The organism is Microbacterium sp. JC 701 (assembly GCF_021026215.1).
GTDB lineage: Bacteria > Actinomycetota > Actinomycetes > Actinomycetales > Microbacteriaceae > Microbacterium > Microbacterium algihabitans.
The window spans coordinates 135,771-148,426 of sequence record NZ_JAJNCV010000003.1; the positions used below are offsets into that span (position 1 = coordinate 135,771).

At 71.0% G+C, this 12,656-nt stretch carries 14 protein-coding genes; 10 read left to right on the forward strand and 4 right to left on the reverse strand.

Annotated elements, in window-relative coordinates; translation table 11 throughout:
• Positions 1–7: 7 nt before the first annotated feature.
• The gene (locus LPW41_RS12455; RefSeq protein ID WP_230705011.1) at positions 8–793 is read right to left on the reverse strand and encodes a siderophore-interacting protein; all 786 of its coding nucleotides are present in this window, start codon (positions 791–793) and stop codon (positions 8–10) included.
• Between the two features lie 82 nt (positions 794–875).
• On the opposite strand from LPW41_RS12455, the gene LPW41_RS12460 reads away from it, so the two are divergent.
• From LPW41_RS12460 to LPW41_RS12475, 4 genes are all read left to right on the forward strand, one after another.
• Positions 876–1,844: a siderophore ABC transporter substrate-binding protein gene (locus LPW41_RS12460; protein ID WP_144832317.1), complete on the forward strand. Its 969-nt coding sequence runs from the start codon at positions 876–878 to the stop codon at positions 1,842–1,844.
• Positions 1,845–1,913: 69 nt separating this feature from the next.
• Positions 1,914–2,879: an ABC transporter permease gene (locus tag LPW41_RS12465; protein WP_144832320.1), complete on the forward strand. Its 966-nt coding sequence runs from the start codon at positions 1,914–1,916 to the stop codon at positions 2,877–2,879.
• On the forward strand, positions 2,872–3,879 hold the full coding sequence (locus tag LPW41_RS12470) for an iron chelate uptake ABC transporter family permease subunit (protein WP_230705012.1): 1,008 nt from the start codon (positions 2,872–2,874) through the stop codon (positions 3,877–3,879). The genes LPW41_RS12465 and LPW41_RS12470 overlap by 8 nt, the downstream gene beginning before the upstream one ends.
• Positions 3,876–4,634: an ABC transporter ATP-binding protein gene (locus LPW41_RS12475; RefSeq protein WP_144832325.1), complete on the forward strand. Its 759-nt coding sequence runs from the start codon at positions 3,876–3,878 to the stop codon at positions 4,632–4,634. The genes LPW41_RS12470 and LPW41_RS12475 overlap by 4 nt, the downstream gene beginning before the upstream one ends.
• Positions 4,635–4,645: 11 nt before the next feature.
• Here LPW41_RS12475 and LPW41_RS12480 read toward each other — a convergent pair whose 3' ends face one another.
• From LPW41_RS12480 to LPW41_RS12490, 3 genes are all read right to left on the reverse strand, one after another.
• Positions 4,646–4,867, reverse strand: a complete 222-nt coding sequence (locus LPW41_RS12480) for a hypothetical protein (protein ID WP_230705013.1) — start codon at positions 4,865–4,867, stop codon at positions 4,646–4,648.
• A gap of 42 nt (positions 4,868–4,909) precedes the next feature.
• A complete protein-coding gene (locus LPW41_RS12485; protein ID WP_230705014.1) occupies positions 4,910–5,899 on the reverse strand; it encodes a DNA-3-methyladenine glycosylase in 990 nt (329 codons plus the stop codon).
• A 74-nt stretch (positions 5,900–5,973) separates the two neighbouring features.
• Positions 5,974–6,711 carry a winged helix-turn-helix domain-containing protein gene (locus LPW41_RS12490; protein ID WP_230705015.1) on the reverse strand — a complete coding sequence of 246 codons (738 nt, stop codon included), beginning with the start codon at positions 6,709–6,711 and terminating at the stop codon, positions 5,974–5,976.
• Between the two features lie 438 nt (positions 6,712–7,149).
• Here LPW41_RS12490 and LPW41_RS12495 point away from each other — a divergent pair, with 438 nt between their 5' ends.
• From LPW41_RS12495 to LPW41_RS12520, 6 genes are all read left to right on the forward strand, one after another.
• Positions 7,150–7,449: a GNAT family N-acetyltransferase gene (locus LPW41_RS12495; RefSeq protein WP_154097278.1), complete on the forward strand. Its 300-nt coding sequence runs from the start codon at positions 7,150–7,152 to the stop codon at positions 7,447–7,449.
• A 96-nt stretch (positions 7,450–7,545) separates the two neighbouring features.
• Positions 7,546–7,755 carry a hypothetical protein gene (locus tag LPW41_RS12500; protein ID WP_154097279.1) on the forward strand — a complete coding sequence of 70 codons (210 nt, stop codon included), beginning with the start codon at positions 7,546–7,548 and terminating at the stop codon, positions 7,753–7,755.
• 1 nt (position 7,756) lies between these two features.
• Positions 7,757–8,074 carry a hypothetical protein gene (locus tag LPW41_RS12505; protein WP_230705016.1) on the forward strand — a complete coding sequence of 106 codons (318 nt, stop codon included), beginning with the start codon at positions 7,757–7,759 and terminating at the stop codon, positions 8,072–8,074.
• Positions 8,075–8,176: 102 nt separating this feature from the next.
• Complete coding sequence (locus LPW41_RS12510; protein ID WP_230705017.1) at positions 8,177–9,331, forward strand: exonuclease SbcCD subunit D; 1,155 nt, start codon at positions 8,177–8,179, stop codon at positions 9,329–9,331.
• Positions 9,328–12,360: an AAA family ATPase gene (locus tag LPW41_RS12515; RefSeq protein ID WP_230705018.1), complete on the forward strand. Its 3,033-nt coding sequence runs from the start codon at positions 9,328–9,330 to the stop codon at positions 12,358–12,360. The genes LPW41_RS12510 and LPW41_RS12515 overlap by 4 nt, the downstream gene beginning before the upstream one ends.
• Positions 12,361–12,394: 34 nt before the next feature.
• Entirely contained in the window at positions 12,395–12,577 is a 183-nt protein-coding gene (locus tag LPW41_RS12520; protein ID WP_144832350.1) for a hypothetical protein, read from the forward strand.
• Positions 12,578–12,656 lie beyond the last annotated feature (79 nt).

Consider the following 12,656-nt stretch of genomic DNA (forward strand, 5'->3'; position numbering starts at 1 on the left):
CCGCGCCTCAGTGCGGGGCGTGATACTCGGCGGTGCCTCGCTTCCAATAGCCCTTCACGATCGTCGCCGCGGGGTCGCCGGTCCAGCGTTCGAGAAGGAGGGCGCGTCCGGCGCGCACGACCGACTGCTCCGCGGCGACGAAGCCGAACACGCATCCGTCGGGCCGCTCCTCGACGTCGAGGGCGTCGAGCCAGTCGGTCAGCTCGCTGCCGGCCTCGCGATTTCCGCGGTGCAGCTGCACCACCTCGACACCGGGGGGAGCGGCCACGGGAAGGTCGTGCGCGGCGTCGGGGACTTCGATCGCGATGCGCCCGACCGCATCGTCGTCCATCGCCGCGGCGAAGCGCCGGATCGCGGGCACGGCGGTCTCGTCGCCGGCCAGAAGCCAGGCGTCGGGACGGCCTTCGAGCACCATCGAGCCGCGCGGACCGCCGACGCCCACCGCGTCGCCGATCAGCGCGGTCTCGGCCCACCGGCTGCCGACGCCGTCGCGGTGCAGCGCGACGTCGATGTCGAGCCACCCGTCGACGGCATCCCACGACACGGGGGTGTACTCGCGGTTCGGCGCCGACCGGAGGTCATCGGTTCCCGCCGTCGGCTCCGACGGGAAGAACACCCGCATGTGATCGTCGGCGCCGGGGGAGTCGAACCCGCGCAGATCGTCGCCCTCCAGTCGGAGACGGACGAAGGCGGGTGTGAGGTAGGTGCGCCGGGAGAGGGCCGCCGAGCGGAAGACCAGCTCGTGTCGGCGGGGTTCGAGGCGGGCTCCGGGGGTCGGGTTCGACTTCTTCACAAAGGAAAGGCTAACCTAACTTCTCGACCCGGCCGAGACCTCGATCGGGTCGTCCTGCACATACAGCACTGGAGAGATCCGCATGAGTTCACGCCTGTTCCGTCCCCTCGCCGTCGCTTCGCTCACGGCCGCTCTCGCCCTCGCCGGCTGCGCCTCCGCGGCATCCGCCCCCGCCGACCAGGCCGCAGGCGCGTCCACGGTGACCGTGGACGACAACCACGGATCGATCGAGGTTCCGGTCGCCCCCGAGCGGGTCGTCGCCCTCGACAACACGACGTTCCAGACGCTCAGCGACTGGGGAGTGACGCTCGTCGCCGCTCCGAAGCCCCTCATGTACGACCTCTGGCCCTCGCTCTCCGGTGGCGACGATGTGCTCGACGTGGGCCTGCATCGCGAGCCCGACATCGAGGCCGTCGTCGCGAGCGAGCCCGACCTGATCGTGGGCGGCTACCGCTTCCGCGAGATCTACGACCAGTTGAGGCAGATCCAGCCGGCGATCATCGAGACGAGCCCGCGCGACGGCGAAGACCACGCCGCCGAGCTGAAGCGGCAGACCGCGATCCTGGGTCAGGTCTTCGACAAGGAAGACGAGGCCGCGCAGCTCTCCTCCGATCTGGATGCCGCGATCTCCGACGCCCGTGAGGCCTACGACCCGTCGCAGACGGTGATGGGCCTCATCACCTCGGGCGGCAAGATCGCCTACGCGGCCCCCGGTGAGGGCCGCGGAGTCGGAACGCTCTTCCCGACGCTCGGACTCACACCCGCCCTCGAGCGCTCGGCCGAAGACGCGTCGCACGGTGACGACATCAGCGTCGAGGCGATCGCCGCTGCGAACCCCGAGTGGTTGTTCGTGCTCGACCGCGACGCGATGTTCGGCGAGGACGGGTACGTCTCGGCGAAGGAACTGGTCGAGAACGCCGAGGCGCTGAAGAACGTCCCCGCCGTGCAGAAAGACCAGATCGTCTACCTCGACGCGAGCTTCTACCTCGACGAGGGCATCCAGGCCTACACGAAGCTGTACCGCTCGGCCGCCGAGGCTTTCGCGTCCTGACCCGGCTGTACCCGCTCGTGTGGGGGTCGGATCCGCCGACCCTCACACGAGCGGCTCAGGACGGATGCCATGACCTCCTCACCTGTTCGCCTCCGCGCGCGCATCGCGTTGCCTCTCGCCCTGGCTGGGGTGGCCGCGCTCGTCGTGCTCTCGCTGTTCGTCGGCGCCTACGATCTCGCCGCCGACGACTTCGGCGGCGAGATGTTCTTCATCTCGCGCGTGCCTCGCACGGTCGCGCTCGTCCTCGCCGGCTGCGCCATGGCCGTGTCGGGCCTGATCATGCAGCTGCTCACCCAGAACCGCTTCGTCGAACCGTCGACGACGGGCACGACCGAGTGGGCGGCGCTCGGGCTGCTCGTCACGGTGTTGCTCGTGCCGGCGGCACCCCTGTGGGTGCGCATGGTCGCGGCCTCGATCGCCGCCTTCGTCGGCACCATGGTGTTCATCGGCATCCTGCAGCGGATCTCGCTCCGGTCCTCACTCGTCGTGCCCCTCATCGGCATCATGCTCGGCGCCGTCGTCTCGGCCTTCACCACGTACCTGGCCGTCTCGACCAACTCCCTGCAGATGCTCGGCACATGGTTCATGGGCAGTTTCACCTCGATCGTCCGCGGGCGGTACGAGGTGCTGTGGATCGTCGCGCTCGTGGTCCTCCTTGTGTTCCTCTACGCCGACCGCATCACCGTCGCCGGCCTCGGTCGCGACATCTCCACCTCGGTAGGCCTGGATCACACCCGCGTGCTGCTCATCGGCACCGGTCTCGTCGCGGTCGCCACGGGGGTGACCACCGTCGTGGTGGGGTTTCTGCCGTTCCTCGGTCTCGTCGTGCCGAACCTCGTATCGATGTGGCGCGGAGACAACGCCCGCACCAACCTTCCCTGGGTATGTCTGGGTGGAGTCGCGATCGTGGTGGTGTGCGACATCGTCGGACGGATCATCCGGATGCCGTTCGAGGTCCCCGTCTCGATGATCCTCGGCGTGGTCGGCGCCGCCGTGTTCATCACCTTGCTGCTGAGGATGCGCGCCCGTGCCTGACACCCTGGCGACGATCGCCCCCGCCCGCCCGCGCCGTCCACGGATCGCCTGGCGCTTCGGCATCCTGGCTCTCGTCGTCGTGATCGCAGCCGTCGGCGTCCTGACCTGGGATGTTCGGGGCGCCCCCGGTTCGCGGGGCTTCGGTATCGCGGTGAACCTCCGCGTCGTGAGCGTGGCGACCATCGCGCTGGTGGCCTGCTGCCAGGCGGTGGCGACCGTGCTGTTCCACACGGCCACGGCCAACCGCATTCTGACGCCGTCGATCATGGGCTTCGATGCGCTCTACGTCGTGATGCAGACCGCTCTCGTGTTCTTCTTCGGCAGCGCCGCCCTCTCGGCGACCGACGGCCTGCTCAAAGTCGTGGTGCAGAGCGTGCTGATGGTGGGGTTCGCCACCCTGTTGTACGGCTGGCTGTTCGCCGGTCGGCGCGGCAACCTGCACATCATGCTGCTGGTCGGCGTGGTGCTCGGCGTCGGCTTCGGCTCGCTCTCGACCGTAATGCAGCGACTACTGACGCCGAGCGACTTCGACATCCTCTCGGCTCGTCTGTTCGGCAACCTGTCGAACTCCGACCCCGACTACCTCCCCTGGGGTGCCCTGGTCGTCGCCGGTGTGCTCCTGCTCGTGTGGCGCGCGCGTCATCGGCTCGACGTGCTCGCCCTCGGTCGCGAGACCTCCCTCAACCTGGGCCTGGCCTACCGTCGCGAGGTGATCGGCGTGCTCGTGCTCGTCGCCGTGCTCATCTCGGTGTCCACGACGATGGTGGGTCCGATGACCTTCTTCGGCTTCATCGTCGCGACCCTCGCCTACCAACTCTCCGGATCGTCGCAGCATCGCGTGGTGCTCCCCTTCGCGGTGCTGCTCGGCATGGCGACCCTGCTGGTGGGGTACTTCGTGCTGCGCCACGTCTTCTACGCCGCGGGCATGCTCTCGATCATCATCGAGTTCGCCGGAGGCCTGTTCTTCCTCGTCTACCTCCTCCGGAAGGGGAGCCTGTGATCTCTCTCACCGACGTCACCATGACCTACGGCGATCTCACCGTGCTCGGCCCCGTCACGCTCGACATCCCGGCGGGCGGCGTCACGGCCCTCGTCGGGCCGAACGGGGCAGGCAAATCGACCCTTCTGACCATCGTCGGCCGACTCGCGACGGCGACGACCGGTCGCGTCACCGTCGCCGGTCACGACGTGACATCGACTCCCGGCCGCGAGCTCGCCCGAATCGTCTCGATCCTGCGCCAGGAGAACCACTTCGTCACCCGGCTCACGGTGCGCGACCTGGTCGGCTTCGGCCGCTTCCCGCACTCGCAGGGCAGGCTCACCGCCCTCGACCACGAGAAGGTCGACGAGGCCCTCGCGTTCCTCGACCTCACGCCGCTGGCGGGCCGCTACCTCGATCAGCTGTCGGGCGGTCAGCGTCAACGTGCGTACGTCGCGATGGTCCTCGCGCAGGACACCGACTACATCCTGCTCGACGAGCCGTTGAACAACCTCGACATGAAGCACGCGGTCGCCATGATGGGCCAGCTCCGCCGAGCAGCCGACGAACTGGGCAAGACCATCGTGATCGTCGTGCACGACATCAACTTCGCGGCCGCCTACGCCGACCGCATCATCGCGCTGTCGGAGGGCCGGGTCGTGCACATCGGAACGCCGGCCGATCTGATGACCCCCGCGGTCTTGGAGCAGGTGTTTGGCACCCCCGTCGAGGTGCGCCGTGACGGCGCGTACCCGCTCGCGGTGTACTACCGCTGAGACCTGACGTCTCAGAGCTGGATGCCGTTGTCGGGATCGTTCACGCCGACGTTGCGGCCCCGGCTCGACTCGTAGGCGATGAGCCATCCGACCGAGACGGCCGCGGCGATGATCAGGCCCAGCCAGATGTTCTGCCAGACGAGACCGAACACGGCGCCGAGCCCGAAGAGCACGACACTGCCCAGCACCCAGTAGGTGCGTCCGCGCGGCCAGCCGGTATCGGGTTGCGTCATGCGGTCAGCCTAGGGCGGACCGCCGCCGATGTCGCGGGCGCCTCAGCGATCGCGGTGGTCCTCGGGGTGCAGGCGGGGTCCGCGGCGGGGCTCGAGGGCGGAGCCCGCGTAGATGAGACGGATCACGCGCTGCCGGTGCCCCGCGAAGGGTTCGAGAAGCTCGAGCATGCCGTCGTCATCGGTGCGGTGACCCGTCAACGCGAAGCCCACCTGGTGGGCGAGGTGGTAGTCGCCGACGCTCACGGCATCCGGATCACCGAACGCGCGTATCCGCGTCTCGGCACTCGTCCAGATGCCCACGCCCTTGAGGCTGATGAACACGCGATCGCGGGCTTCGCCGTCGACGGCCGCCTCCGCCGCGCGGACGACCGATGCGCCGCGACGGGCCGTCTCGACGATCGTGCGCGACTGCGGCGGTTCGAGGCCGGCGCGATGCCACGCCCACGACGGAACGTGCCGCCATCCCTCGATGTCGGGAGGGGCGAACATCGGTCGCAGAGTCGGACCGGGCGCCCGCTCGCCGAACCAGGTGACGATGCTGCGCCAGGCCGAGAAGGCCTGCATGCTGGTGACTTTCTGCTCCATGACGGCGCTCACGAGCGCGTCGAAGACGAGGTCGGTGCGACCGATGCGCAGATCGGGGTGACGGCGATGCCATTCGGCGACCGACGGATGCCGCGACGCGTCGAATCCGTCGAGGTCGTCGTCGCGTCCGCACAGGGCGGGCAGCTGGTCGAGTGCCCACTCGGCGCCCGGACCCCAGGCAGCCGCCGTGACCGTACCGCCGACGCGCAGGCGCAGGGCGAGGGTGGCGACGCCGAGAGGGGTGCGGCTCACGCGCCACACCACGCCCCCGGCCGACAACGGCTGCGAGGCGGAGTAGGTGGGATCGTTCGCGCCGTGGCGTTGCGCCGCGACGGCTCGGCCGATGTCGACCGGGCCCGCCGGGCGGTACTCCGACTCGATCGGGCGTCCCGCGGGGGCGGCGAGCTCGCGTGACGCGTGATGCGCGCGGACCCCGGTCGACCTCATGCCGACACCCTACGTCGGAGCACCGACATCGCGGCATCCGGCGTCGCGGAGAGGGTGAGGACCGGTCGGGAGGGTCAGAAGCGGTCGGGCGACGGCGTGCCGTGTCCGTAGCGGATCGACACGTCGGCGTGACGGTCGAAGCGGTAGCCGACCCCGCGCACCGTGCGCACGATGTCTTCGTAGACGCCGAGCTTCGCGCGCAGGCGACGCACGTGCACGTCGATCGTGCGCTCGCCGGGGGCGTCCTCGTCGGTCGAGCCCTCCCAGAGGGATGCCACGAGCTCGGTGCGCTCGATCGTGCGCCCCTCGCGCAGCACCAGGTACTGCAGCAGCTCGAACTCCTTGAACGTGAAGGCCGCCGACTCGCCATCGATGAGCACGCGCTTGCGCGAGATGTCGACGACCACGCCGCCGGGCGCGCGATCCTCCTCGGCGGGCTCGTCCTTGGCGCGAGCGACCGCCGAGGGCTCGTGCAGGGCGAGGCGCACGACGTCGACGTCGCGGCCACCGGCACCCGCGGGGGCGAGGGCCACGGTGGCGTACGTCTCGGCTGCGGGGGCCAGCTCGCCGAGCGTGCGGCGGAGGGCCTCGACCAGGGTGCCGAGGCTCACGCCCGCGGCGGCGGCCTTGGCCTCGTCGATGCCCACGTAGAGGGCGAAGCCGCGGGGGGAGGTGGTCGCCGGGCCGGTCGGGCGGGCGGGGGCCGCGGCGGCCGGCGCCACGGGGGCGGCGGGGCCCGGAGCGGCGGGGCGAGCGGCGCGGGGCGAGACGGTGGTGGTCACGGGGCGGTCGAGAACAGCGGTAAGCGACATGAGGAGGAAGTCCTTGGGTGTGTGAACCCGGGCATCGTCACGGAGCGGGGTTCGACGGGAGGTGGGGGCCGAAGGGCCGGAGCGCGGCATGCGGATGCGCGTGATCGACGCGCGGATCCGTGGACCGGGGGACGACGTCGGCGTTCAGAAGCGCGAGGGTCGTCCGGGCGAGGGTCGCTGTTAGCGGCACATTCGACAACACATGACAACGCGGCCGGGCATCATCATGCCGGCAGTCCCGTTCGCCTCCCGGGCGGACAGAGAACGCGCGTTGACAGTCATGGGGGGATTATGACCCACCGAGTCCTCGTGCGTCAAATCGCGTCGACCGGGATCCCGGTGAGCATCATGCTCAGCCGGCGTGGCCTGAGCTCGGTGTGCACCGTGCACTTTGCGGCATCCGCCCGACGATGTTTCCGGGAGGCGTAGCCTTCCCGCATGTCAGATCTGCAGTTCGCCGACGACAAGACCGCCTCGCGGTACACCCTCCACCGGGGAGACGACCTGGTCTCGGTGCTCGACTACCGCGACGACGGGCGCACGGTCGCCCTGACGCGCGCGTTCACCATTCCCACTTTCCGCGGTCACGGCTACGCGGGTGTCATCACCGAGCGCGCCGTCGACGCGATCGAGGCGGCGGGCGACCGCGAGATCCTCCCCGTGTGCTGGTACGTGGGGGAGTGGTTCGCAGCGCACCCCGAGCGCGCGGGCCTGCTCCATCGACGTTCGGCCTCCTGAGCAGCTCCTGGCGCCTATGTCCGCCTCGGTGCGGTCGTCAACCCCTGCCCGATGCGGGCGGTCGTTCGCGAAGCTGAAGCTCTGGAAAGGGGTGTCATGAACAACGAACGCGACCTTCCCGAGGGAGTCATCGACGCGGACCCGCCCGGAGGGTGGGAGAGCGGTGCCGTCGCCGACGGCGAGACCGCGGAGCGCAACGACAGCGCGAAGGGATCGTCCCGTCTCAACGACGCCGCTCCCTCGGACCCCATCGAGGGCGATGCCGCCAGCCAGGGCATCGACCCCGACATGAGCACGGAGGACTGACATGACCGATGCAACCCGGGCCCCCGAGCCCACGGACGCTTCCGACGGCGGTGCGGGCGCAGCCGACTCCGTCGGCGGTGCGGTGCACGCCGACCGCAAGATCGCCCGACCGGACGAGCAGTCCGAGCCGGCGATGGACACCCATCCCACCGACGACGAGGCACGCATCGCGGGCGTGCTCGTGCAGACCCGCGCCGATGTGGGCGACAAGAGCCAGGAGCGCATCGCCGACGTCCTGCGCCAGCGGTTCGCCGACGTCGGTCTCGACCTCGGTGACGACCGCATCCGCGCCCTCGCGGCGGAGGTCGCCGGCGCCTGACACGCTCGCTCGGATGCCCCGCACTCCCTCACGGAGGCGGGGCATCCGCATGTGCGGGGGTCGCTGCGAGCCGATGTCGGAGGTCCGACGTACCGTGTGAGCATGCGGATCCTCCACACTTCCGACTGGCACATCGGGCGCTCCTTCCACGGGTTCTCGACGCTCGACGCGTTGAGCGGGGTGCTCGAGGCGCTCGTCGCCCAGGTGCGCGAGAATCAGGTCGACGTGGTCATCGTCGCGGGCGACGTGTTCGACTCGGCCGCCCCCTCGGCGGCGTGCTATCCGCTGCTGTCGCAGACGCTGGCCGCTCTCGCCGACGAGGGCGCGCGCGTCGTGGTCACCAGCGGCAACCACGATTCGGCCGCACGACTCGGCTTCCAGTCCGCCCTGCTGCGCTCCGAGATCGCGGTGGTCACCGACCCCTTATCGGTGGGCACCCCCGTCTCGATCGACGACGAGCACGGAACGGTCCACTTCTACGGCATCCCCTACCTCGAGCCGGCCATCGTGCGTCATCTCTGGGAGGGGGTCGAGCTGCGCAGCCAGGCGCAGACCATGCAGCACGCGCTCGACCTCGTCCGCTCCGACCTCGCTCGGCGAGGGGGGCGCTCGGTGGTCGCGGCGCACTGCTTCGCCGCCGGTGTCGACGCCACCCCGGGGGTCGAGCGCGAGATCCGTCAGGGTGGACTCGACGTGGTCCCGCTCCCGGCGTTCGACGGACCCGACTATGTCGCGCTCGGGCACATCCACGGCCGCCAGCAGCTGTCCGAGCGCGTGCGGTACGCGGGGGCGCCCCTGCACTACAGCTTCTCCGAAGAGGGCAAGCCCCGGGGGTCGTGGCTCGTCGACTTCGACGCCACGGGGCTGGCGTCGGTGCGCTGGATCGACCTGCCCGTCCCGCGCCCTCTCGTCACCCTCCGCGGGTCGCTCGACGACCTGCTCGTCGATCCCCGTTTCGACGGACACGACGAGCACTGGGTGCGCGCCGAGTACACCGACGCGACACCCCAACCCGATCCCATGCGCCGTCTCCAGGCGCGCTTCCCCTGGTGCGCGACGGTGGTGCACCAGCCTGCCGGTGTCCGCGCCGATGACGGCGTCGCCTACAGCGCGCGCGTGCGCGCCGCCCGCGACGACGGCGAGATCATCGAGGCCTTCCTCGCGCACGTCAGAGAAGGAGAGGGAGCATCCGACGCCGAGCGCGAGCTGATCCGCGACGTCCTCGACTCCCGCTCGGTGGCGGAGGCCGCGAAATGAAGCTCCACCGGCTCGAACTCGAGGGCTTCGGCCCGTTCCTCGAGACACAGGAGGTCGACTTCGACGCGTTCGCGGCCGACGGCATCTTCCTGATCACGGGGCGTACCGGTGCCGGCAAGTCGAGCATCCTCGACGGCGTCTGTTACGCGCTCTACGGCGGCGTCCCCCGCTACGACGGCGGGGAGCGCCGGCTGCGCAGCGACCACTGCGAACCCGACGACCCCACGCGCGTGACGTTGGAGTTCAGCGCCGAAGGCGACCGCTGGCGTCTGACGCGATCGCCCGAGTTCGAGCGGCCGAAGCGCCGCGGCGGCGGCACCACCCGAGAACCCCACCGGGCGGTGCTCGAGGTACTGGCGCCCGAGGGATGGACGGGCGTCGCCGCGCGACCGGTCGACGTCGCCGCCCGCCTCGACGAGATCCTGGGGCTGACCCAGCAGCAGTTCCTGCAGGTCATCCTGCTCGCGCAGAACCGCTTCGCGCGCTTCCTGCTGGCCAAGAACGACGAACGCCTCAGCCTGTTGCGCACGCTCTTCGGCACGCGCACCTTCGAGCAGTACGCGGCCGAGGTCGATGATCGCCGCAAGCGGGCTGCCGAGCGCCTCGCGAACGAGGGGGTCGAGGTCGCCACTCTCCTCGATGAGGCCGAACGGCTCGCAGCGGACCTCGATGAGGCCGCGGTGACCGAGGGCGACTCTGCACCCACCGCTGTCGAGGGCCTCGCCGGTCTCGGCGTCACCGACCGCCTCTCCCGCCTCGTCCGGGCCGTCGAGCGCGCCGACTACCGGGTCGACACCCTCGCGCGTGAGCGCGACGAGAGCGATCAGCGCCTCGACGGCGCTCTCACCGCGGAGCGCGCCGCGACGGCCTTGCACGATCGACAGGTCGAGAGACTGCGGATGAGAGATCGTCTCGCCGCGCTCGACGAGGTCGCTGACGCCGTCGATCGCGCCCGTCGGGAGGCGGCGGAGGCAGCCGAGGCCGAGGCCCTGGGCGCGCCGCTGGACGCCGCGGCGTCGGCGCGAACGACCGCCGAAGCCGCTCGGGTGCGATCCGCCGCCGCGATCGAGGTCGTCCGCTCGATCGGCGAAGAGCCGGCGGACGACGACGATGACGCTCTCCGCGCCCGCGACGACGCGCTCACCGGTCTGCTCTCCCGCGCCGAAGAGGCCCGCGCGGCGGAGGTCGAGCTGGAACGGCTCGAGGCCGAACGCGCCGCGTCCGCGGCGCGCGTCGTCACCCTTGAAGCGGAGCATTCCACCCTGGTCGACGGCCGCGCCGAGGTGCCCGAGGTGCTTCGCGACCTCGACGAGCGACTCGGTCGGCTCGAGGGTGCGGCGGCGCGTCGAGAAGCCGCCCTCGCGACCCGCGACGACACCCGCCGGCGTCTCGAGGCGGCGCGGCAGGCCGACCGTCTGCTCAACGAACGCGAGCACGCCGACCTCACCTCGCTGGTCCGCGCCGATGAGCTGCAGCAGGCCGTCGAAGCGTGGACGACCCTGCTGCGCGCGCGCCTCGCCGGCGCGGCGGCGGAGCTCGCCCATGAGTTGGTCGACGGGCGACCCTGCGCGGTGTGCGGTTCGACCGAGCACCCCCGTCCCGCGGTCGGCGACGGCGAGCCCGTCACCGACGACCAGATCGCGGCGGCAGAAGACCGCAAGAACACCGCGGCGGCCGCCGATCGCCTCGCCGCCGACGCCGCGCGCATCGCGCGCGACGAGCACGCCCTGGCCTCAGCTCGCGCCGGGGGTGACGACGTGCAGACGCTTTCCGCGCGACTCGACGACGCAGAGGCGGCGCTGGCCGCAGCCGAGGCGGATGTCGTCGAGAGAGATGTCGTGCAGACCGAGCGCCGCCGCTGCGCCGACCTCGATCGCGAGATCGCGGCACGCATCGAGACCCTCGTGGATGAGCTCGCAACGGTGCGTCAAGAGGCGGCCCTCCTCGCCCACCGCGTCGACGTCGTGAGCGCCGCCGTGGGCGAGGCCCGCGGAGAGTTCGCCTCGGTCTCCGCGCGTCGAGACGACCTGCGCGCGCGTCGCGCCGCCGTCCGCGAGCTCCGCGATGCCCGCGCTCAGCTCCGTGCGGCCGACGACGCGGCCCGCGTCGCAGACGAGGCCCTCGACCGACTCGTCGGCGCGAGCCCGTTCGCCGACGTCGACGCCGTCACCGCCGCCCGGCGCACCCCCGCCGAGCGACAGCGCCTCGACGCCACCGTCGCCGAGCACGATGCCGCGGTGACCGCCGCGAAGCAACGTCTGCTCGAGCTCGAGCTCGAACTGGTCGACGACGCAGACGAGCCGGTCGATCCGGCACCGTTCGCCGCCGCCGTGTCCGAGGCGCGGGCGCGCCTGCAGACCGCCGCAGCCGGCCACGCGACCGCGCAAGCGCTGGCTGATCGCCTGCGTGGGATCGCCCATCGAGCCGACGAGGCGCAGGGCCACATCGCGGCGCTCTCCGACGAGCACGCCGTGGTGGCGCGACTGGCGGACACCATGGCCGGTCGGGCGCCCAACACGCGCCGGATGACCCTCGAGACCTTCGTGCTCGCCGCCGAACTCGAAGAGATCGTGGCCGCGGCCAACCTGCGCCTCGAGCACATGTCGGCGGGCCGATACCGTCTGCAGCACACCGACGCCCTCGCGGCGCGCGGCGCGGCCAGCGGCCTCGGCATCGAGGTGATGGACGCCTTCACCGGCCAGTTCCGACCCCCGCAGTCGTTGTCGGGCGGCGAGACCTTCCTCACCTCCCTCGCCCTCGCTCTCGGCCTCGCCGAGGTCGTCACAGCCCGTGCGGGCGGCATCCGCCTCGACACGCTCTTCATCGACGAGGGCTTCGGCTCCCTCGACGACGACACGCTCGAGCTCGCGATGCGCACCCTCGACGAACTCCGCCAGGGCGGACGCACCGTGGGGATCATCAGCCACGTCGCGTCGATGAAAGATCAGCTCCCCGCCCAGCTGCACGTCGCCGCGACCCCGCGCGGGCAGAGCGTCATCCGGCAGGGGGCCGTGGCGCCGACCGGGTGAGCGAGGTGGTGACGCGGCCGACTACGCTGAAAACATGCGCAAGAGCACCATCTGGACCATCGTCGGCGTCGTCGTGGCCGTCATCATCGCGTGGGTCCTGGTGAACATCCTCTTCTCGCTCCTCGCCTTCGTGTTCCGGCTCGTGGCCGTGGCCGTCGTCGCCGTGATCGTGTTCTTCGTGCTGCGGGCGGTGTTCGCGCGTCGCGACGTCGACTGAGCGCGGGCGCCGGGGCCGGTCCCCTCGTGTCTCCCGGTAGCGGCGCTCGCGTCGGATGCAAGCCCGAACCCGGTGCGGG